A 20,639-nucleotide genomic window follows, 5' to 3' on the forward strand; every position below is an offset into this window, starting at 1 on the left:
ATGTAATACGGATATCCTTTTTTATTGTGTTTGGCTAGTTTTCTATGTCGTTATAAAGGTATAATAGTTTTATATGAATTTATAAAATTTTAATCAAGGTCTATTTACATAACAATACGTTCTCCTTGACGGAATTCAAGTTTATCTTTGGAGGTGTTATCAAATGGTCATAGATATCTTAAAGGGTATTTTAACACTTTTTTATAATCCGTTATTTTATTTATTATTGATTGGACTCGTTCTATTTGGTTATCAACGTGTGAGAAGAGAACGGGTTTCCTTTGGTGTTAAAGTGTATGGGGTGTTTAATAATATTTTTGCAAGTATTGCTCCAAGCCTTATTATGGGGTTAATAGGGACTGTAGCTTTGCTTATTATGGGTGTTTCTCTTCCAAGCGGTGTCATTGTTCTCATGGTTATTTGCCATTTGTTAGTTATGTTAACACTCCGTTTGCGGTATTTGTCTCCTGCGATCATTTTAGGTATGACTATGATTATCAGCGACCTTCTTCCACATTTTGATACGGGCGTTTCATTGATTAATAGTTGGTTGAACGATATTTATCATGTTTCCTATTTGTCCTTTAGTTTATTTTTTCTTGTCAGTTTATTTATCGAAAGCTTTCTTGTCCTCTTTTGGGGGCATAAGCAAACATCTCCGCGTATTATTAATAGTAAACGCGGGAAGAAAGTAGGGGCTCATGAGGCCAGTTATTTATGGATTGTACCGCTGTTTTTCCTAATGCCAACGACCGGGGGGCTTAATCATCACGGCTGGTGGCCTCTAAGTCCGGGGGCAAATTTTGGGTTTGTCCTTTTTCCATTAGGAATCGGTTTACAACAGTTAATCACCTATTCATTGCCAAAAAGAGCGGTTAAAGAAACGGGTATATGGTTATTATTAATTAGTGTTTTAACAGCTGTTATTGCCGGTGCCGGACTCCTATGGGACATGAAGGCATTTATTATCGTTGCCGCGGCATTTGCGATGATCAGCAGACTCATTCTTGTATTTGTTCACCAATATCAATTAGAGAAAAGGCCATTCTTCTTCTCAACAAAATCAGATGGATTAATGATTATTGGCGTTATTCCTCACTCACCGGCCGACCGTATGAATTTAAGAGAAGGCGAAATCATTAAAAAGGTAAATGATCAGGACGTTCTGACAGAAAAGGATTTTTATCAAGCTTTGCAAAGCAATATGGCTTATTGTAAAGTTGAGGTCGTTGATGTCAGCGGGGAACCTCGCTTTGAAAGGGGTTCAATTCATGAAGGAGATTATCATACAATCGGACTATTATTTCTGGAACTCGATAGAAGAAAGCCTTATTTGAAGGCAAGGTCACAATAATTTTTGACATCACCAGGGAAATGTTTCATTTTGTTGCAACGAAGCATTCCTAATAGATTTTAAGTGAACGGGAGGAAAGTCGTTAGCGAAAAACGGCAACATTATAAAACATAAAGTGTGTGTTCAAAAAGGAGGACAAAAAGATCCAAGCTATTTTCCCGGACTTTTTGAACATCTCATAAAGGTTTATAAGTTTTTCATAACGAATCTCGATTGTTGTTTCTAATTATAATTTTAGCGATTTTTGCACCTGGGTTAGTCACGATGGCTCTATTAAGGGTTACCTTTAATGCATACGTCGGGCCGATTTTAACTCTATTAATTACAATTGTTTTATTAATCCGTTTTGCGATGCCTTGGTACACCATCGTCTTAGGTATTCTATCCGTACTGGCGGGCTATGTCCTCGCTAAGAAGATGTCGCTCTTAAAATAAACTAATCTGTATCATGCAGAAGCACATGGTACAGATTTTTTGTTTATAAATGTAATGAAAAGATAAGGTTTGCCTAAGGCAATCTTCGTCAATGATAATAGCAGGTAAAATCGTTGTTTCAAAATAAAGTTGGCTCATTTTTCGAATATCAGTTCGTATTGTTTGTAGATAACCACATTATCTGTGCTATAATGGTAACCACGATAATGTGATATTGGAGGCAATGAGATGGGATTTGAGCTTGTTTCTAAGTATCAGCCTCAGGGCGACCAGCCGAAAGCGATACAAGAAATTGTTGAAGGAATCAAAGCTAATAAAAAGCATCAGACACTGCTTGGTGCAACAGGTACCGGTAAAACATTTACAATGTCGAACGTTATCCAGCAGGTGAATAAACCCACACTCATTATTGCACATAATAAAACACTCGCTGGACAATTGTACAGTGAGTTTAAGGAATACTTTCCAAATAATGCTGTTGAATATTTTGTCAGTTACTATGATTATTATCAGCCTGAGGCTTATATTCCGCAGTCGGATACGTATATAGAAAAGGATGCAAGCATCAATGATGAGATTGACAAGCTTCGCCACTCGGCAACAAGCTCTTTATTTGAACGGAATGATGTGATTATTATTGCCAGCGTTTCCTGTATCTACGGTTTAGGTTCACCGGAAGAATACGGCGCGCTTGTTCTTTCATTAAGAGTCGGCATGGAAAAAGACCGTGATCAAATGCTAAGAGAGCTTGTAGATATCCAATACGACCGTAACGATATTAATTTCGTCCGGGGGACTTTCCGGGTTCGCGGCGATGTTGTTGAAATTTTCCCGGCATCAAGGGATGAGCATTGCATTCGTGTTGAATTTTTTGGTGATGAAATTGATAAAATTACCGAGATTGATGCGTTAACGGGCGAAATTATCGGCCTCAGAGACCATGTTGCTATCTATCCGGCATCTCACTTCGTCACAAGAGAAGAGAAAATGAAAAAAGCAATCAAACGGATCGAAGATGAGCTTAAAGACCGGCTGGCTGAATTAAAAGAACAGGGGAAACTGCTTGAAGCGCAAAGACTTGAGCAAAGAACGAATTATGACCTTGAAATGATGCAAGAAATGGGCTTTTGTTCAGGCATTGAGAACTATTCCCGGCACTTATCATTAAGAGAAGCAGGGTCAACGCCTTATACGCTGCTTGATTATTTTCCGAAAGACTTTCTTATTATGATAGATGAATCTCATGTTACGCTGCCGCAAATCCGCGGGATGTATAACGGAGACCAGGCCCGGAAAAGTGTTCTTGTTGATCACGGATTCAGGCTGCCATCCGCAAAAGATAACCGGCCGTTAAAGTTTGCCGAATTTGAAGATCATGTTCATCAGATTTTATATGTCTCAGCTACACCCGGACCTTATGAACTCGAGCATTCTCCTAAGCCGGTCGAACAAATTATCCGACCGACAGGCTTATTGGATCCAACGATTGATGTCCGCCCGATAGAAGGGCAAATTGATGACTTGCTTGGGGAAATTAACAAACGTGTTGAACAAAATGAAAGAGTGCTGGTGACAACACTTACGAAAAAGATGGCTGAGAACTTAACAGACTATTTAAATGATATGGGCGTTAAAGTACGCTATTTGCACTCAGAAATCAAAACGCTTGAACGGATTGAAATTATCCGTGATTTACGTATGGGCGCTTTTGATGTTCTTGTCGGGATTAACCTGCTGCGTGAAGGACTTGATATCCCGGAAGTTTCATTAGTGGCGATATTAGACGCTGATAAGGAAGGCTTTTTGCGTGCGGAAAGATCACTGATCCAAACGATTGGCCGGGCAGCAAGAAACGCCCATGGACACGTCATTATGTATGCGGATAAAATGACGGATTCTATGAAAGTTGCAATCGATGAAACAGAAAGACGCCGGAAAATCCAAAATGCTTACAATGAAGAGCACGGCATCACACCGCAAACGATTAAAAAGAATATCCCTGATTTAATTAAGGCAACGCATGTGGCTGAAGAGGTTGAGGAATATAATAAAGCGCCTGATCTAAGCAACTTAAACAAAGCTGAACGCGAAAAGGCTATAGAAAATATGGAAAAAGAAATGAAAGAAGCTGCAAAAGCATTGAATTTCGAAAGAGCTGCTGAGTTAAGGGACATCATTTTGGAACTTAAAGCGGAAGGATGACCTGTATGGGACTAGAAAATATTATTGTAAAAGGTGCGCGCGAACACAATTTAAAAAACGTTGATGTAACGATTCCAAGAGACAAACTTGTTGTTGTAACAGGGTTATCCGGATCAGGGAAGTCGTCGCTTGCCTTTGATACGATTTATGCGGAAGGTCAAAGACGTTACGTTGAATCGTTATCTGCTTATGCCAGGCAATTTCTTGGCCAAATGGATAAGCCGGATGTCGATGCTATTGAAGGGTTGTCACCGGCAATTTCCATTGATCAGAAAACAACGAGCAGGAACCCGCGATCAACGGTTGGAACCGTCACGGAAATTTATGACTATTTAAGGTTATTATTTGCACGTATCGGTCATCCGGTTTGTCCAAATCATGGGGTGGAAATCTCGTCGCAAACAATAGAACAAATGGTCGACAGAATTTTGGAATACCCGGAAAGAACTAAACTGCAAATTTTAGCGCCGGTTGTTTCCGGACGAAAGGGCGAACATGTCAAAGTTTTAGAGGATATCAAAAAACAAGGCTACGTTCGGGTTCGTGTAGACGGTGAATTGCGGGAAGTCGCTGAAGAAATCAAGCTTGAGAAAAATAAAAAGCATAATATTGAAGTTGTGATTGACCGTATTGTAGTAAAAGAAGGCGCGCGGTCACGCTTGGCAGATTCTTTGGAATCAGCGACAAAACTTGCGGACGGCCGGGCTATCGTTGATATTATTGACGGTGATGAACTATTATTCAGTGAACATCATTCCTGTCCATATTGCGGTTTTTCGATTGGTGAACTTGAGCCGCGGTTATTTTCCTTTAACAGTCCTTTCGGTGCCTGTCCGTCTTGCGATGGTTTGGGAGCAACGCTTGAAGTTGATTTGGACTTAGTGATTCCAGATTGGGACAGAACTTTGGAAGACAATGCGATTGCTGCATGGGAGCCGACAAGTTCCCAATATTATCCGCAGCTTTTGAAATGTGTTTGTGACCATTATGGCATCGAAATGGATGTTCCTGTAAAAGATTTGCCTAAATCGCAGCTCGATAAAATTTTATACGGAAGCGGAAAAGAGAAAATTTTATTTAGATATGAAAATGATTTTGGCCAAGTGAAAGAGAATATGATCTATTTTGAAGGGGTTATCAATAATATTAGCCGCCGCTATAAAGAAACAGGATCAGACTGGGTTCGCGAACAAATGGAAGGCTACATGACACAAAAGGCATGTACAACTTGTAAAGGCTACCGGTTAAAACCAGAGGCCTTAGCTGTAAAAGTCGACGGCAGACATATTGGCGAGGTCACATCTTTATCAATTCGGGAAGTGAAAGCTTTCTTTGAACAGCTTCATTTAACGGATAAAGAGAAACAAATCGGACGGTTGATTTTAAGGGAAATTATTGAACGGACCGGTTTCCTTGTTAATGTCGGCCTTGATTATTTAACATTAAGCCGGGCGGCCGGTACATTGTCCGGCGGGGAAGCACAGCGGATCCGGTTGGCAACCCAGGTCGGCTCACGTTTGATGGGAGTCTTATATATTTTAGATGAGCCTTCTATTGGTTTGCACCAACGGGATAATGATAAGCTTATTCAAACGTTGTTAAACATGCGTGATCTTGGCAATACTTTACTTGTCGTAGAACATGATGAAGATACGATGCTTGCCGCGGATCATATTATTGATATTGGCCCTGGAGCAGGTGCTCATGGCGGTTATATAACAGCGCAAGGGTCACCGGAAGAACTGATGAAAGACGAAAACTCTTTAACCGGGCAATATTTATCTGGAGAGAGGTTTATCCCTGTTCCGATTGAAAGACGGAAACCTGAAGACCGGTCAATTAAAATCAGCGGGGCCAAAGAAAACAACCTTAAAAATGTAAAGGTGGATATACCCCTTGGCGTATTTACTTGTGTGACAGGGGTTTCAGGTTCAGGCAAGAGTACGCTCGTCAATGAAATTTTATTTAAGACTTTGGCTCAAAAGCTTCATGGAAGAAAAGAGAAGCCTGGTGAATACCGCTCGATCAAAGGCATTGAGGAACTTGACCGTGTCATTGATATTGACCAGTCGCCGATTGGCCGGACACCGCGTTCTAATCCGGCAACGTATACCGGTGTCTTTGACATGATACGTGAAGTATATGCCCAAACAAATGAAGCGAAAATACGCGGCTACAAAAAAGGCCGGTTTAGCTTTAATGTCAAAGGCGGCCGTTGCGAAGCCTGCCGTGGGGACGGTATCCTTAAAATTGAAATGCATTTTCTCCCGGATGTTTATGTGCCATGCGAAATTTGCCACGGGAAACGTTACAATCGCGAGACCCTTGAAGTCACATATAAGGGGAAAAATATTGCCGACGTTCTTGAAATGACGGTTGAAGAGGCCATGCATTTCTTTGAAAATATTCCTCGTATTAAAAGACGGCTTGAACCTTTGTATGATGTCGGCCTAAGTTATGTTAAGCTTGGACAGCCAGCGACAACATTGTCAGGCGGTGAGGCTCAGCGGGTGAAGCTTGCCTCGCAGCTTTACCGGAGAACAAAAGGCCGGGCGCTGTATATCCTTGATGAGCCGACAACTGGTCTGCATGTTGATGATATCTCCCGGTTATTGGATGTTTTGCAGCGATTAGTTGATAATGGTGATTCAGTTTTGGTCATAGAACATAATTTGGATGTTATTAAGACAGCCGATCACTTGATCGATCTTGGTCCGGAAGGCGGCGACGGCGGAGGTACGATAATCGTTACCGGTACACCGGAAAAAATAGCCGAAACATCTGCATCTTACACAGGTCAATATCTTAAACCGGTTTTAAAACGCGATAAATTAAGAATGGAAAAAAGAATTAAAGAGAAACAAACGATTTAATCAGGTTGTTGAACTTAACAGTCTGATTTTTTTATACTTTTAAGTATAAACGGCAGTAAGCTGCAACATGAAACAGCTTCTTCTCAGCTTTGCGACGCGAAGCGGCCATACTTCCCTGAATAAACGCCGGCGGAGGAGCACCGCCCCGCACATTCAGTTATACATCGCCTTTTACGCTAGATCGGCAAGTTTTCTTTAATATAATTTTTGGGTATTTGGCATAAGCTAATGAAAGTATGAGAACTTTAATGCGTTGTTTTGTACTTTTAGTGTGCGGGTATAGTAAAATATAAATTAATATGCCGGTGAAGAACGTTATTTTCATAAAATGAGGTGGAAAAATGTTCAATTTATTTCGCTCGACAAAGCATAGAATTCTTGGAGGGGTTTTAGGAGGATTAGGTGAATTTATTCATGTCAGTCCGTCTCTTCTAAGACTCATTTTTATTGTTATCCTTATAGCTACCGGATTTTTCCCGATGGGGGTAATCTATATTATTGCATGGCTTGTTTTACCAAAAGATTATGAAAGACAGTGATAATTTATGATTAAGGATTGGTTGATTAATGTCATAGTGAATACTATCGTGCTCGTCGTTATTGCCGGATATGTCCATACATTTTATTTAAGCAGTGTATGGGCGGCCTTTGCAGCGAGTATCATACTATCTATTTTAAATTTAATAGTCAAACCCATCCTTGTCTTATTGACTTTACCTATAACCGTTTTTACCTTAGGTTTGTTTTTATTTGTTATTAATGCGATTACGCTTTGGATTACTGCCGGAATAATGGGCAACGCTTTTCAAATTTCCGGCTTTGGAACAGCGCTGTTAGCGGCGATTATTATGGCTGTTTTAAATGCATTAATTCAAATGTTAATTATTAATCCGATACGGCATAAAAATAAATAATGGTTTTTGCAGTGTTTAAAAAGGAGCTTTCGTTATATAAAGAAGGCTCTTTTTTCTTTTGCCATTTTAAAATAATAAAATTTCGGCCCGGCTTTATGCTAAGTTTCAAAACTGCTAAAATATATACATATGTGTATATCCAATAATTAGAGAAGAGCATGTATTTTAGGAGGCAGCTATGGCAAAGGTTCTTGTAGGAGAAGTGCTGAAACATTTTAAATTAGAACTTATTTGCGGTGAGGAAGGGATTAACCGGGAAATCCTCACAAGCGATATTTCGAGACCCGGTTTGGAAATGGCGGGATTTTTTACTTATTATCCTGCCGAACGGGTTCAATTGCTGGGGAAAACAGAACTTTCATTTTTTGCTTCATTATCTAAAAAAGAACGGGAAGATCGAACAAGAAAGCTTTGTACAGACAAAACCCCTGCTATTATGATTTCCCGAGGATTGGATGTGCCGGATGAATTAATAGCATCCTCGAAAAAAGTAGGCGTACCTGTCCTGCGGTCTACACTGAAGTCTACCCGGTTAAGCAGTTTAATTACAAACTATCTTGAAACACGGTTAGCACCGACAACATCTATTCATGGTGTTCTTGTGGATGTCTATGGTGTAGGCGTTTTATTAACAGGCGACAGCGGCGTTGGTAAAAGTGAAACGGCACTGGAGCTTGTCAAACGCGGTCACCGTTTGGTTGCTGATGATTCTGTTGAAATTCGTCAAACAGGTGAAAATGAATTAGTCGGCAATGCTCCGAAATTAATCCGGCATCTCCTTGAAATACGGGGGTTGGGCATTATTAATGTAATGACATTGTTTGGGGCCGGAGCCGTACGAAACTATAAAAAAGTCGCATTGGTTATTCATCTTGAATTTTGGGATCAAAAAAAGGTATACGATCGTCTCGGGTTAGAGGAAGAGAAAATTCAACTGATTGATACATCAATTCCCCGTTTGGTGCTGCCCGTAAGGCCGGGACGAAATTTAGCGGTAATCGTTGAAGTGGCGTCAATGAACTTTCGTTTAAAGAATATGGGAGTTAATACGGCCCAAGAATTTTCCGAAAGGCTTAACGAAGCTATAAGAGATAAATAACTGAATAAGGATGTGAAATTGATGAATCAAAACATCCACCCTTTAAACCGTACAGCCTTCGAATTTGGTCCATTTCACATTTATTGGTATGGGATAATTATAGCGGTTGGTGCGCTGTCAGGCTTTTTGCTGGCCATGCGGGAAGGAAACCGGAGAGGACTTCCAAGGGATACATTTATTGATCTGGCCTTATTCGCTGTCCCTATTTCGATTATTTGTGCAAGGGCGTTTTATGTTATTTTTGAGTGGCAATATTATTCTCAGCACCCTTCGGAAATCATTGCCGTATGGCACGGCGGAATCGCAATATATGGGGCATTAATTGGTGCTGTGATAACAGCGGCTGTTTTTTGTAAAGTCAAAAACTTATCTTTTTGGAAGGTCGCTGATATCGCCGCACCAAGTATTCTTCTCGGTCAAGGCATTGGCCGTTGGGGAAATTTTATGAACCAGGAGGCACATGGCGGCGATACGACCCGGCAGTTTCTTGAGCACTTGCATCTTCCGGCATTTATCATTAATCAAATGTACATAAATGGTGCCTATTATATACCAACTTTTTTATATGAGTCGGTTTGGGATATCTTAGGGGTTGTTATTTTGCTTATATTAAGACGGTTTAACTTAGGGCGCGGTGAGATTTTTTTAAGCTATGTGATTTGGTACTCGATAGGGCGCTGTTACATTGAAGGACTGCGAACTGACAGCTTAATGCTGACAAGCCATTTACGGATTTCACAAGTTTTATCAATTGTTTTTATCATTATTTGTCTTATTATTTGGATTTATCGCCGCGGTAAAGGTTACTCTAAAGTTAAATATATAGAACAGTAAGACAGTTAAAATAGAGGAGTGTCTTGTTTTGATTAAAACAATATTATTTGATTTAGACGGAACATTAATTAATACTAATGATCTGATTATTGCTTCCTTTGCTCATACTTTGGAGCATTATTATCCTGGACGCTACGGGCGCAAGGATATTATTAATTTTATTGGTGAACCCCTTGAAGATTCATTTAAAAGAGTAGATGAACAGAAAGCGCAAGATATGATTGATATGTATAGAACACATAATCATGAATTCCATGACGAACTTGTCAAAGAGTATCCTCATGTTTATGAAACCATGCGGACATTATCGGAAAAAGGCTATAACCTTGGTATTGTTACAACGAAAATGCGGCCGACAGTTTTGATGGGATTAAAGCTGACTAAGCTCGAACCGTTTTTTCCTGTTGTTATTACTTATGATGATGTCACGCATGCCAAGCCTCATCCGGAACCGATTTTTAAGGCATTAAAGGCAATAGGCGCCGAGCCTGATACAGCAATGATGGTTGGCGACAGCCCGTATGATATTCAAGCCGGCAAAAATGCAGGCGTCAGAACTGTCGGTGTTGCCTGGACTATCAAAGGCCGTGAAATCATTGAAAATGAGAATCCGGATTTTATTATTGATGATATGTCTGAAATTCTGTCAATTGCAGGTGTTAATGGCGAATGAGGCAAACGACGCGGTATCCGGTTAAAGGACCCAACTCTCTTTGGCAATTATATAAAACAGTTTCCTTTTGGAAAGTGGCAAAATGCTTTATTGTGATTCAGATTGGACGCTACACACCATCCCTCCGGTTAAAACGTTGGCTGTACCGTACCTTTTTAAAAATGGAAATCGGCGATTATACTGCACTGGCAGTCATGGTTATGCCGGATCTCATGTTCCCGGAGTACATTAAAATCGGATCGAATTCAATCATCGGTTATAACACAACCATCCTTGCGCATGAGTATCTTATTAATGAGTACCGTCTTGGCGAAGTTCGTATTGGTGATCGTGTGATGATTGGGGCCAATAGTACGATTTTACCCGGTGTGACGATAGGGAATGATTCGGTTGTGTGTGCAGGCACAGTTGTCCATCGGCATGTACCTGAAGGCGCATTTGTTGGAGGGAATCCGATGAAAATTATTTATACAAAAGAAGAACGCCAAAAACAGATGAAAGATAACAATGGTTAAGGGGGACAGATCATTGGATAAATGGATTGATCATTACCATTGCTGTGCCTCATGCCGGCATTTTCGCATACGTTCCAAAGATGGCGGTAAGATCTCTGTCTGTTCAAGATTAGGTTACGAGACGAAGCCGTTTTATAAGTTTAATTGCTGGGATCCGAAACCGCGTGTCCAACAAGCGTTAGAAAATAAGCTAGATGAAAAGTCATCCTGAAGGATGACTTTTTCATCTGTATAAGCTGTTTTTATACGTAAAGTATGGCAAGTTTTCTTTATTCACAGAAGATAAAACCCAAATCCCATAATAACGTATGAGGCGAGCAACAGGGCGCCCTCGAACCAATTTGTATCTCCATCTGTTGTGATACTAATCGTTAAAAGGACACTAAGTACCATAGCGACCAGATCTGTTACCGGAAAGACCAAAGGCAAAAAGTTTGTGAAAGCCAGAGACAGCAGTACAAGAATTGGCGCGACAAACATGGCGATTTGTAAAGTAGAACCAATCGCTATCTCTACGGTTACACCGATACGATTCTTAAAGGCCATCATAACGGCAGACGCGTGCTCAGCCGCATTGCCCACAATCGCAACGATAATGACCCCGATAAAAATTTCCGACCAGCCAAACGACCTTGCGACAGGTTCAATCGTCTTAACGAGGTTTTCACTAATATAAGCAACAAAAATCGTCGCAACCGCGAGAATAATAATAGCCTTCCATAATCCCCATTCAGGATCCTCGTGTTCTTCCGGTTTTGCTCCTTCATTTTTCTTATAGACGCCCCGGTGTGTGACAAGTTTGAAAAACAGGGCAAATAAGTAAATGATAATCATAATGACCGATATAGCGGCGCTTAATACACGAACGTCAGAATGATCCAGTTTCGTGGAAAATACGAGCGGAAATACAAACGAAACAATAATTGCAAACATAAGCAGGCCGCCATTATGCCTAGCTTCGAAAATATTAAATTGCTGGCGTTTGTACTTTAAACCGCCGATAAAAAAGGAAAGGCCCGCGACAAGCAGCAGATTGCCAATAATTGAGCCGGTAATAGAGGCCATTACCACATTAATAAGGCCGGACTTTAAAGCAAAAATCGAGATAATGAGTTCAACCGCATTACCAAAGGTTGCATTTAGCAAACCTCCGATAGAAGGTCCGGCGACAATCGCTAAGCTTTCCGTGGCCCGCCCCATGAAACTTGCCAGTCCAATAATGGTTATACAATCGATAATAAACATTAAAGTCGGCGTCCAGTGCAGAAAGCTGCCAATGATTGAAACAGGCACGCCGATAATCGTGATAATAAGAAAAATTAAATTCAACGAATAACCTCCTCTTAAGACAAACTGTTCCAACTTTATTTTATAACATTTTTACATAACTATTTATATATCAATTAAAAAATAATGAAGATTTAGTCTTGACGGCCTCAAATATGTTGTGTAAACTCTATTTAAACTTTATTTTATTATCACATTAGCGAAGTAAAGTACGGAGTGATTATTTTGAGCGATTTGTATATGTTTGAGAAACCTTTGGGTATGCGTGATACATTGCCATCTGTTTACCGTACTATCCAAAAAATAAAAAATATTTATAATAAAGAAATTGAAAAATGGGGTTATGAATTCATGGCAACCCCGGCTTTGGAATATGAAGCGACAATTGGAAAGGTATCAGCGACTGTTGATCACCATCTGTTCCGATTATTGGATAAAGAAGGACGTACGGTTGTCCTTCGCCCGGATATGACAGCACCGATTGCGAGAGTTGCGGCATCCAGTTTAAAGAAACAGCCATTGCCATTACGATTGGCATACACTTCTACATTGTTTCGGACCCAGCAATTTGAGGGCGGACGCCCGGCGGAATTTGAGCAAGCTGGTGTTGAATTGATTGGCGATGCAACTGCTCATGCCGATGCTGAAGTGATTGCCCTTATGATTAGATTATTAAAAATGTCCGGATTGAAAGATGTCAAGATTGTGATTGGCCATACGGGATATGTCAATGCGCTGTTATCAGATATTATTGATTCCCCGGACGATGAATCGGCATTAAGATGGTTTCTGTATAAAAAGAATGATGTCGGATTTCGTGAACATGTTCAATCTTTAAAAATAACACAAGAAAATAAGAGACGGCTGCTGACATTTATTGATTCCCGGCGGGACAGCAATCAAAACACATTAGAAAAAATAAAAGAATTGCTGCCTAATTCTTATGGTTTGACAATTTATCAACATATATCCCAGTTGTATCATCTTCTCAAGCATTACGGTGTTTCTGAGTGTATTGATTTGGATCTTACCTTAATTAGTCATCTTGATTATTATACGGGCGTTGTCTTTGAAGGATACGGCGGCTCAAAAGGCTTTGCAATAAGCAGCGGCGGAAGATATGATGAGCTGCTCGGAAAGTTTAACCGCCCGCTTCCGGCAACGGGATTCGGATTACGGTTAGATCGGCTTATTGAGACTCTTGATCTTGTTCAAGATGACCATCAAAACAATAAAACAGTTGTCATTTATAGTGACGCTAATCAGGAACAAGCACTCAAGTATGCTCAAGATATGAGAGAGCAAGGTCACCCTGTCGTTTTACAAGCGGAACAAGGGTTGAAGGATTCTGAAAGGTTTTTAAATCATTTTAATTCGGTTATCGATTTTACATCTTAAAAAAGATAAAGGAGGGAGACCGAATGGTTCAAGAATTAACAATAGCTATGCCAAAAGGGCGGATTTTTCAGGATGCGGCAAAGCTTCTGCGGCAAGCGGGCATTGAGCTGCCGGCCGATTTTGAAGATTCCAGAAAGTTGATTATCACTGCGGAAAATTGCAGTATCCATTTTATTTTAGCAAAGCCTGTCGATGTTCCGACGTATGTGGAATACGGTGTTGCTGATATGGGGATTGCCGGGAAAGATGTGATGATGGAAGAGCAGCGTGATGTTTACGAAGTTTTGGATCTAGGGATCAGCGCCTGCCATATGGCTGTAGCCGGATTGCCGGAATCGAAGCGGTATCCAGTAACCTATAAAGTGGCAACCAAATATCCAAAGACAGCTGCCCAGTATTTTCGGCAGAAAGGTGAACAGGTTGAAGTCATTACTTTAAATGGATCAATTGAATTAGCGCCTTTGGTTGGTTTGGCTGATTGTATTGTCGATATAGTCTCAACGGGCCGGACACTTAAAGAAAATGGTTTAGTAGAAACAGAGAAGATTTCGGATATTACCTCACGATTAATTGTTAACCCGGTCAGTTACCGGCTGAAAAAAATTGAAATTGATCAATTGATTGGGAAACTAACTGAGGTTGTGAAGGAGAATACTTATGGAATGGATCAAAAATCAGGATCTGCGGTTCTTAAATAAAAGAAAGCTTAATGAATCCTCTGAACAAGAAAAAACCGTCCGTGGCATTATTAACTGTGTAAAAATCCAAGGCGATGCAGCGCTGCGGGATTATACCAATCGTTTTGACGGCGTTAAATTAGAAGACTTAAAAGTAACAAATGAAGAGATTGCATCATCCTATCAAAATACATCAAAGGAAATTGTTGAAATCATTAAAGAAGCTGCAGCTAATATTCGGGCTTTTCATGAAAAACAAAAGCCGGATTCATGGCAGGATACACAATCTGATGGCACTGTGCTTGGACAAAGGGTTACTCCGCTTGATGCGGTAGGTGTCTACGTACCAGGCGGCACTGCGGCTTATCCTTCTTCCGTTTTAATGGGTGCAATACCGGCGCTTGCGGCAGGGGTTGAAAAGGTTGTAATGGTTTCACCGCCGCAGGATAACGGCACGGTAGCCGACGGCGCATTAATAGCCGCAAATGAAATCGGGCTGACCGATATTTATAAAGTGGGAGGTGCACAGGCCATTGCAGCTTTAGCTTATGGAACAGAAACAATTCCCAAGGTTGATAAAATTGTCGGTCCCGGTAACCAATTTGTGGCCTTAGCCAAACGTGAAGTCTTTGGAACAGTTGACATTGACAGCTTGGCAGGCCCGAGTGAAATTGTTGTTTTAGCTGACGATTCGGCTGATCCCAAATGGATCGCCGCTGATCTTTTATCACAAGCTGAGCATGATCCATTATCGATGGCTGTTTTGGTCACACCTTCTGAAATGTTGGGAAAAGCGGTTGAATCCGAGGTGGAAAGTCAATTGGCTGCGCTGCCGAGAAAGGCAATTGCTGAACGCTCAATCAATGACTTTGGAAAAATTATTCTTGTTGAACAGCTTGAAGGTGGTGCTGCGGTCGTTAATCAATTGGCACCGGAGCATCTTGAAGTTATTGTTGAACAAAAAAAGGAAGAAAAAATACTTAAAGCGATTAAGCATGCCGGCGCAATTTTTATCGGCCCGTACAGCTCAGAACCTGTCGGCGATTATTTTGCGGGTCCGAATCATATTATTCCGACAAATGGGACAGCGAGATTCGGAAGTCCTTTAAGCGTTGAAAGCTTTGTCAAACGTTCCAGTATCATCCGTTACAGCCGGCAAGCTTTAGAGGATAATGCCGCAAAAATAGCCGGGTTTGCCCGTTATGAAGGGCTTGAAGCGCATGCCCGGGCAGTTGAAGCGCGTATTAAGGAGTGTTAAAAGATGACAAGAGAAGGCCGCGTGAACAGAGAAACTTCAGAAACAAAAATTAATCTTGCTTTAGAAATAGATGGTGAAGGGCAGGCAGACATTGAGACGGGTGTCCCGTTTCTGGATCATATGCTTAACTTGTTTACAAAACATGGGCTTTTTAATTTGAATGTTAAGGCGGATGGCGATACGGAAATTGATGACCATCATACGACTGAAGATATTGCGATTTGCCTGGGACAGGCTTTTCGGGAAGCGCTCGGCTCCAAGCAGGGGATTGTCAGATATGGACACATCGTGCTGCCGATGGATGAAGCCCTGGTGCTGGTTGCGGTTGATTTAAGCGACCGTCCGCATTTTGAATTTAACGGGCAGCTGCCTTCGCAAAAGGTTGGAACTTTTGACACAGAGCTCGTTCATGAGTTTTTATATAAGCTTGCCATTGAAGCGCGAATGAATCTTCATGTAAAGATTTTTTACGGACAAAATACACATCACATCATTGAAGCGATTTTTAAAGCATTAGGGCGAACGCTTGATGCTGCATCAAATATAGATCCGCGTGTGCAAGGTATACCATCGACAAAGGGGATGTTGTAAATGATCGGCATTTTGGATTATGGGATGGGGAATTTACACAGTGTGGCTTCAGCTCTGAAGCGTCTTGATGTTGAATGTATCGTTTCTTCTAAACAGTCAGAGCTTGAGGAGACAGACGGGTTGATTTTACCGGGGGTCGGCGCTTTTAAAGATGCCATTGACCTATTAAAAGAAGAGGGCCATATTGCCTTTTTAAAAGATTATGTTCAAAGAAAGCCGCTGCTCGGTATTTGCTTAGGCATGCAGCTATTATTTGATGAGAGTGAAGAACACGGGTTAACTGGTGGTCTTGGTTTATTGCCGGGCAGGGTCAGACGTTTTGCTGACGGCGGCTATAAAGTACCGCATATGGGGTGGAACCAGCTTATTGTTCACCGGCCGCAGGAACCGTTAATAAAAAATTTAAAAGCAGATTTTGCTTATTTTGTACATTCTTATTATGTACAAAACGATGATAAAAGTTTGTTAATTGCAACTGCAGAGTACGGTGTGGATGTTCCGGCGATTGTAGGGAAGGGCCGGGTCTTTGGTACACAATTTCACCCGGAAAAGAGCGGTGAATTCGGATTACAGCTGTTATCACACTTTTGTCAACTAAGTGAACGAGGAGTGATTTATGATGCCATTTACCATATTTCCCGCCATTGACATTCGCGGCGGGCAATGCGTCCGTCTTTACCAAGGTGATTTTAATCATGAGACTGTTTATGATAAATCACCTGTCCGGGTCGCACAATCGTTTTATGAACAAGGCGCACAATGGCTTCATCTTGTTGATTTAGACGGCGCAAGGGCGGGTCAGCCGGCCAATCAGCAAATCATTGAGGAAATCGCTTCTTCTGTTCCTATACCGATTGAGGTTGGAGGAGGTATTAGAGATATTAAAGCCATTGAAAATTATTTAAGTGCCGGGATAAAACGCGTGATTTTAGGAAGTTCGGCCATTTCTGAACCGGAATTCGTTAAGGAAGCTCTTAGGAAATATCCGGAAAATATCGCAATTGGGATTGATGCGCGGAACGGCAAGGTAGCCATTGAAGGATGGATGGAAACATCGGAAACGACCGACCTGGAGCTAGGAAAGCGGCTTGCTGAGGCCGGCGCTGAGACTTTTATTTATACCGATATTTCCCGAGACGGCACTTTAAAGGGACCGAACATTGAGGCCATCTCCCAGTTGGCGATTGAAACAGGGCAAAACGTGATTGCCTCAGGCGGCGTTTCGACGGTTGAAGACATTAAAAAACTTGCAGAGAAATCAAAAAAAGGCGTGATTGGATCAATCATCGGCAAAGCCTTATATACCAATTTGATCTCCTTGCAGGAAGCTTTAGAGGTTGTTGAATATGCTTACTAAACGATTAATTCCTTGTCTAGATGTTAAAAACGGACGCGTGGTTAAGGGGATCCAATTTAATAATTTAAGAGATTCCGGCGACCCTGTTGAATTGGCGAAGCAGTATGACCGTGAAGGCGCTGATGAACTGGTTTTTCTTGATATATCAGCGACAAATGAAGGCCGGGAAACAATGATTGAAGTGGTTAGAAGCGTAGCCGAGCAATTATCGATTCCCTTTACTGTCGGCGGCGGTATTAAATCGTTGGAAGATATTAAGCAAATATTGAGAGCCGGCGCGGATAAAGTGTCCTTAAATTCGTCAGCCGTCAGCAACCCGGAATTGATTAAAGAGGGTGCGCGTTACTTTGGCAGCCAATGCATTGTCGTAGCTATTGATGCAAAATATGATCCTGTTTCAGACGGCTTTAAGGTTTATACGCATGGCGGTCATAAAAAAACGGATCTGGATGCAGTTGAATGGGCGCAGCAAGCGGCAGCATACGGTGCCGGGGAAATTTTATTAACAAGTATGGATTGTGACGGAGAAAAGTCAGGTTTTAACCTTACCTTAACAAAAAAAATAAGTGAAGCGGTCACTGTTCCTGTGATTGCCTCCGGCGGTGCTGGATGTGCGGATGACTTTTACGATGCTTTTATCGAGGGAAAGGCAGATGCCGCATTAGCTGCTTCCATCTTTCATTATAAGGAAACATCTATTGATCAAGTTAAAACATTTTTAAAAGAAAAGGGAGTGGCGGTGAGATGACTATTGATGAACTAAACTTTGACGAAAAAGGTTTGATACCGGCAATCGTGCAAGACGCTCAAAGCAAGGAAGTTCTTATGTTAGCTTATATGAACAGGGAATCATTAGATATGTCGCTAAAAACAGGAGAAACATGGTTTTACAGCCGTTCGCGCCAAGAGCTTTGGAACAAAGGAGCGACATCCGGGAATAAACAACAAATTGTTGATATGCGTTTTGATTGTGATAAAGATACCCTGATTGTAAAAGTAATAACACAAGGGCCTGCATGCCATAATGGTTCATACAGCTGTTTTACCCAGTCTCTTAACAATGATAACGATAAATCTCAGGTTTCGCCGGATCGCTTCCAAATTATTAATGAACTGGAGGAGACGATTGCTTTAAGAGAAGCAGAAATGCCTGAAGGTGCTTACACGACCTATCTTTTTGATAAAGGCGTTGATAAAATCTTAAAAAAAGTCGGCGAAGAAGCCGCCGAAGTCATCATTGCAGCGAAAAACCGTTCGAGTGAAGAACTGGAATGGGAAACCGCAGACTTACTTTACCACCTGTTAGTTCTATTAAGGGAGCAAAAAGTGGGGCTAGATCAAATATTAGCTGTTCTAAAAGAAAGACACAAGAACAAAGCGACTACCTGATTAATCATCTTAGCAGCTTTGCGACGAGAAGTAGGGTTACTTCCTCGAATAATCTACGGCGCAGGAGCAAAAAGTGGGACTGGATCAAATATTAACTGTTCTAAAAGAAAGACACGCTAATAAAGCCGGGGCGGAGATGTAAATACCCCGGCTGTTTTTTCTTATCGTAAGGAAAGTATAAAATGTCAATAAATTTTAATGTTTCACCCTTTCTATTGTTAGATGTATGTTATACTTTTTTATGGGATAAAAAGTATACACGGGGGACGACTACCTTGGAACGAATGTCTAAGAAAGCACATATCATTTCCTTTCGTCCAGACGGGGAATATTACTTTCAAAAAGGAATTAGCGCCTATCAAAAAGGCGATTTATACAGAGCACATAAATATGTTGGCAGAGCGATTGCGTTTGAACCGAATGAAACGGAATATTTGTGTCAACAGGCTGCGATTTTAGCTGAATTAGAGGAATATGAATCATCCATTGATATATTAAATAAAGTGGTTCATGATCTTGATGAACAATTAACGGAATGCTATTTTTTTATGGCGAATAATTATGCTTATCTTGGCCGCTTTGATGAGGCTTTAAAAGAAGTAAGGACTTATCTCTCTTTAGATCCTAAAGGCAGCTTTAAACAGGAAGCCATGGAACTTTATAAACTGTTGACAATTGAATCCGGTCATCTTATCGAAGAAGAAGAAAGTTATATCGGCGACCATGAAAAGGGCAGGCAAGCATTGGAGCGCGGGCAATTTGACAAGGCAATCGGCTATTTTAAAAAAGTGATTGAGGATCAGCCGTTATTTTGGGCAGCATACAATAATCTTGCTATTGCTTATTTTTCACAGGGCCATACAGATAAAGCCTTTGAAACACTCCATAGAATCCTTAAAAAAGATATTGGAAATGTTCACGCATTATGCAATTTAGCCACTTTCTATTATCAAATCAATGAGAAAAAGCAGTTGGATCAATTAGTTCCTGTGTTGGATAAACTTCATCCTTTCTATCCGGAACACCGCAGCAAGCTTGGCTCAACCTACTTTTTCCTGGGTGATTATGAAAAAGCTTATCATTGGTTAATATCAGCGGAAAAGGCCGGGGTGTATGGAGATCAGGCCTTTTATTACTGGCTGGCTCTTTCCAGTTACCGGATTGGCCGAAAGGACCAGGCGATGAGGGCATGGAAGAAGGTTGACTTTTTTAAAGGACGTCCTTTTCATCCTTACGAACATGGGAAAATTCAAGACATGCTTCTTGCTGGCGATGCCGGAAACAACCCAATGGTTTTCTCACTTGTTGACCAACAGCTTCAAGATGGCGAAACAGCATCAAAGGTTTTTTCGCTTTTTTATTTAAATTACTTGGGCAATGACAGCGCCAAAAAACGAATTGAGCAATTTGGCTCGAATATGAATGGGGAACAACCATTTAGTGATATTGCCTGTTTATTAATAGAGGATCAAGGCGATGATAAACGTATAGAGATTATGCGTACGTTAGAAAAAGAATTCGGTAACGGCGCCCCGATCATCGATTGCTATGATCTATATGGCTGGTGGACGATTGTTTTCGATATTGTAAGAGAAGAAAAAGACCTTGATGTACCGGGTTGGGCCGCTGCGCTTGCTTACTTATGGTTTAAGGAAACCGGGCAAAAAGAAACGCAAAAAAATGTGGCTAAAAGATTTGGAACAACTGTCTATCGTTTGAAAAAGCATATTGATCAGCTTGGCAGCATATTAAACGATTATGAATTTTGATTCGCTTTAGCCGA

At 41.1% G+C, this 20,639-nt stretch carries 21 protein-coding genes; 20 read left to right on the plus strand and 1 reads right to left on the minus strand.

Translation table 11 applies throughout. The annotated features are described in order from the left end of the window. Nucleotides 1–163: 163 nt before the first annotated feature. The 11 genes from ACFQRG_RS12935 (at nucleotide 164) to ACFQRG_RS12985 (ending at nucleotide 11,110) form a co-directional block, all read left to right on the plus strand. Complete coding sequence (locus tag ACFQRG_RS12935; protein ID WP_380966614.1) at nucleotides 164–1,354, plus strand: PDZ domain-containing protein; 1,191 nt, start codon at nucleotides 164–166, stop codon at nucleotides 1,352–1,354. 216 nt (nucleotides 1,355–1,570) lie between these two features. Then, nucleotides 1,571–1,789 (plus strand): DUF2198 family protein, encoded by a 219-nt coding sequence (locus ACFQRG_RS12940; protein ID WP_380966616.1) that lies wholly within the window; start codon nucleotides 1,571–1,573, stop codon nucleotides 1,787–1,789. Between the two features lie 228 nt (nucleotides 1,790–2,017). Next, nucleotides 2,018–3,991 carry an excinuclease ABC subunit UvrB gene (gene uvrB, locus ACFQRG_RS12945; protein WP_380966618.1) on the plus strand — a complete coding sequence of 658 codons (1,974 nt, stop codon included), beginning with the start codon at nucleotides 2,018–2,020 and terminating at the stop codon, nucleotides 3,989–3,991. Nucleotides 3,992–3,996: 5 nt separating this feature from the next. Then, nucleotides 3,997–6,864, plus strand: a complete 2,868-nt coding sequence (gene uvrA, locus ACFQRG_RS12950; protein WP_380966620.1) for an excinuclease ABC subunit UvrA — start codon at nucleotides 3,997–3,999, stop codon at nucleotides 6,862–6,864. 341 nt (nucleotides 6,865–7,205) lie between these two features. After that, nucleotides 7,206–7,403 (plus strand): PspC domain-containing protein, encoded by a 198-nt coding sequence (locus ACFQRG_RS12955; protein WP_380966622.1) that lies wholly within the window; start codon nucleotides 7,206–7,208, stop codon nucleotides 7,401–7,403. A gap of 6 nt (nucleotides 7,404–7,409) precedes the next feature. Then, entirely contained in the window at nucleotides 7,410–7,778 is a 369-nt protein-coding gene (locus ACFQRG_RS12960) for a phage holin family protein (protein ID WP_380966624.1), read from the plus strand. Nucleotides 7,779–7,956: 178 nt separating this feature from the next. Further along, nucleotides 7,957–8,877, plus strand: coding sequence for an HPr(Ser) kinase/phosphatase (gene hprK / locus ACFQRG_RS12965; RefSeq protein ID WP_380966626.1), 921 nt, complete (start codon nucleotides 7,957–7,959; stop codon nucleotides 8,875–8,877). A gap of 21 nt (nucleotides 8,878–8,898) precedes the next feature. Then, entirely contained in the window at nucleotides 8,899–9,711 is an 813-nt protein-coding gene (lgt, locus tag ACFQRG_RS12970) for a prolipoprotein diacylglyceryl transferase (RefSeq protein WP_380966628.1), read from the plus strand. Nucleotides 9,712–9,739: 28 nt separating this feature from the next. Next, nucleotides 9,740–10,384: a pyrophosphatase PpaX gene (ppaX, locus tag ACFQRG_RS12975; RefSeq protein ID WP_380966630.1), complete on the plus strand. Its 645-nt coding sequence runs from the start codon at nucleotides 9,740–9,742 to the stop codon at nucleotides 10,382–10,384. Continuing rightward, nucleotides 10,381–10,899, plus strand: a complete 519-nt coding sequence (locus ACFQRG_RS12980; protein WP_380966633.1) for an acyltransferase — start codon at nucleotides 10,381–10,383, stop codon at nucleotides 10,897–10,899. Before ppaX ends, ACFQRG_RS12980 begins: the two co-directional genes overlap by 4 nt. A 13-nt stretch (nucleotides 10,900–10,912) precedes the next feature. After that, the gene (locus ACFQRG_RS12985) at nucleotides 10,913–11,110 is read left to right on the plus strand and encodes a hypothetical protein (protein WP_380966635.1); all 198 of its coding nucleotides are present in this window, start codon (nucleotides 10,913–10,915) and stop codon (nucleotides 11,108–11,110) included. A 62-nt stretch (nucleotides 11,111–11,172) separates the two neighbouring features. Here the strand turns inward: ACFQRG_RS12985 and cax are convergent, their stop codons facing one another. Beyond that, the gene (cax, locus tag ACFQRG_RS12990; RefSeq protein WP_380966637.1) at nucleotides 11,173–12,228 is read right to left on the minus strand and encodes a calcium/proton exchanger; all 1,056 of its coding nucleotides are present in this window, start codon (nucleotides 12,226–12,228) and stop codon (nucleotides 11,173–11,175) included. Nucleotides 12,229–12,402: 174 nt separating this feature from the next. Here cax and ACFQRG_RS12995 point away from each other — a divergent pair, with 174 nt between their 5' ends. The 9 genes from ACFQRG_RS12995 (at nucleotide 12,403) to ACFQRG_RS13035 (ending at nucleotide 20,625) form a co-directional block, all read left to right on the plus strand. Continuing rightward, complete coding sequence (locus ACFQRG_RS12995) at nucleotides 12,403–13,584, plus strand: ATP phosphoribosyltransferase regulatory subunit (RefSeq protein ID WP_380966639.1); 1,182 nt, start codon at nucleotides 12,403–12,405, stop codon at nucleotides 13,582–13,584. A 23-nt stretch (nucleotides 13,585–13,607) separates the two neighbouring features. Beyond that, nucleotides 13,608–14,282, plus strand: a complete 675-nt coding sequence (gene hisG, locus ACFQRG_RS13000) for an ATP phosphoribosyltransferase (protein ID WP_380966641.1) — start codon at nucleotides 13,608–13,610, stop codon at nucleotides 14,280–14,282. After that, nucleotides 14,242–15,519 carry a histidinol dehydrogenase gene (gene hisD, locus ACFQRG_RS13005; RefSeq protein WP_380966644.1) on the plus strand — a complete coding sequence of 426 codons (1,278 nt, stop codon included), beginning with the start codon at nucleotides 14,242–14,244 and terminating at the stop codon, nucleotides 15,517–15,519. The genes hisG and hisD overlap by 41 nt, the downstream gene beginning before the upstream one ends. Nucleotides 15,520–15,522: 3 nt before the next feature. Beyond that, nucleotides 15,523–16,110, plus strand: a complete 588-nt coding sequence (gene hisB / locus ACFQRG_RS13010; protein WP_380966646.1) for an imidazoleglycerol-phosphate dehydratase HisB — start codon at nucleotides 15,523–15,525, stop codon at nucleotides 16,108–16,110. Next, nucleotides 16,111–16,758 carry an imidazole glycerol phosphate synthase subunit HisH gene (gene hisH / locus ACFQRG_RS13015; RefSeq protein ID WP_380966648.1) on the plus strand — a complete coding sequence of 216 codons (648 nt, stop codon included), beginning with the start codon at nucleotides 16,111–16,113 and terminating at the stop codon, nucleotides 16,756–16,758. Continuing rightward, nucleotides 16,730–17,467 (plus strand): 1-(5-phosphoribosyl)-5-[(5-phosphoribosylamino)methylideneamino]imidazole-4-carboxamide isomerase, encoded by a 738-nt coding sequence (hisA, locus tag ACFQRG_RS13020; protein ID WP_380966676.1) that lies wholly within the window; start codon nucleotides 16,730–16,732, stop codon nucleotides 17,465–17,467. The genes hisH and hisA overlap by 29 nt, the downstream gene beginning before the upstream one ends. Then, nucleotides 17,457–18,215: an imidazole glycerol phosphate synthase subunit HisF gene (gene hisF / locus ACFQRG_RS13025; RefSeq protein ID WP_380966650.1), complete on the plus strand. Its 759-nt coding sequence runs from the start codon at nucleotides 17,457–17,459 to the stop codon at nucleotides 18,213–18,215. The genes hisA and hisF overlap by 11 nt, the downstream gene beginning before the upstream one ends. Beyond that, complete coding sequence (gene hisIE, locus ACFQRG_RS13030; RefSeq protein ID WP_380966652.1) at nucleotides 18,212–18,856, plus strand: bifunctional phosphoribosyl-AMP cyclohydrolase/phosphoribosyl-ATP diphosphatase HisIE; 645 nt, start codon at nucleotides 18,212–18,214, stop codon at nucleotides 18,854–18,856. Before hisF ends, hisIE begins: the two co-directional genes overlap by 4 nt. A gap of 284 nt (nucleotides 18,857–19,140) precedes the next feature. Continuing rightward, nucleotides 19,141–20,625 carry a tetratricopeptide repeat protein gene (locus tag ACFQRG_RS13035; protein WP_380966679.1) on the plus strand — a complete coding sequence of 495 codons (1,485 nt, stop codon included), beginning with the start codon at nucleotides 19,141–19,143 and terminating at the stop codon, nucleotides 20,623–20,625. Nucleotides 20,626–20,639: the final 14 nt, after the last annotated feature.

This window comes from Scopulibacillus cellulosilyticus (genome assembly GCF_042665295.1).
Classification (GTDB): domain Bacteria; phylum Bacillota; class Bacilli; order Bacillales; family Sporolactobacillaceae; genus Scopulibacillus_A; species Scopulibacillus_A cellulosilyticus.

Excerpts from the sequence above, each read along its gene's own strand:
- ACFQRG_RS12935 (WP_380966614.1), top strand. The coding sequence starts at position 164 with ATGGTCATAGATATCTTAAAGGGTATTTTAACACTTTTTTATAATCCG.
- uvrB (WP_380966618.1), top strand. The coding sequence starts at position 2,018 with ATGGGATTTGAGCTTGTTTCTAAGTATCAGCCTCAGGGCGACCAGCCG.
- uvrA (WP_380966620.1), top strand. The coding sequence starts at position 3,997 with ATGGGACTAGAAAATATTATTGTAAAAGGTGCGCGCGAACACAATTTA.
- ACFQRG_RS12955 (WP_380966622.1), top strand. The coding sequence starts at position 7,206 with ATGTTCAATTTATTTCGCTCGACAAAGCATAGAATTCTTGGAGGGGTT.
- ACFQRG_RS12960 (WP_380966624.1), top strand. The coding sequence starts at position 7,410 with ATGATTAAGGATTGGTTGATTAATGTCATAGTGAATACTATCGTGCTC.
- hprK (WP_380966626.1), top strand. The coding sequence starts at position 7,957 with ATGGCAAAGGTTCTTGTAGGAGAAGTGCTGAAACATTTTAAATTAGAA.
- lgt (WP_380966628.1), top strand. The coding sequence starts at position 8,899 with ATGAATCAAAACATCCACCCTTTAAACCGTACAGCCTTCGAATTTGGT.
- ACFQRG_RS12980 (WP_380966633.1), top strand. The coding sequence starts at position 10,381 with ATGAGGCAAACGACGCGGTATCCGGTTAAAGGACCCAACTCTCTTTGG.
- hisG (WP_380966641.1), top strand. The coding sequence starts at position 13,608 with ATGGTTCAAGAATTAACAATAGCTATGCCAAAAGGGCGGATTTTTCAG.
- hisD (WP_380966644.1), top strand. The coding sequence starts at position 14,242 with ATGGAATGGATCAAAAATCAGGATCTGCGGTTCTTAAATAAAAGAAAG.
- hisB (WP_380966646.1), top strand. The coding sequence starts at position 15,523 with ATGACAAGAGAAGGCCGCGTGAACAGAGAAACTTCAGAAACAAAAATT.
- hisH (WP_380966648.1), top strand. The coding sequence starts at position 16,111 with ATGATCGGCATTTTGGATTATGGGATGGGGAATTTACACAGTGTGGCT.
- hisA (WP_380966676.1), top strand. The coding sequence starts at position 16,730 with ATGCCATTTACCATATTTCCCGCCATTGACATTCGCGGCGGGCAATGC.
- hisF (WP_380966650.1), top strand. The coding sequence starts at position 17,457 with ATGCTTACTAAACGATTAATTCCTTGTCTAGATGTTAAAAACGGACGC.
- hisIE (WP_380966652.1), top strand. The coding sequence starts at position 18,212 with ATGACTATTGATGAACTAAACTTTGACGAAAAAGGTTTGATACCGGCA.
- ACFQRG_RS13035 (WP_380966679.1), top strand. The coding sequence starts at position 19,141 with ATGTCTAAGAAAGCACATATCATTTCCTTTCGTCCAGACGGGGAATAT.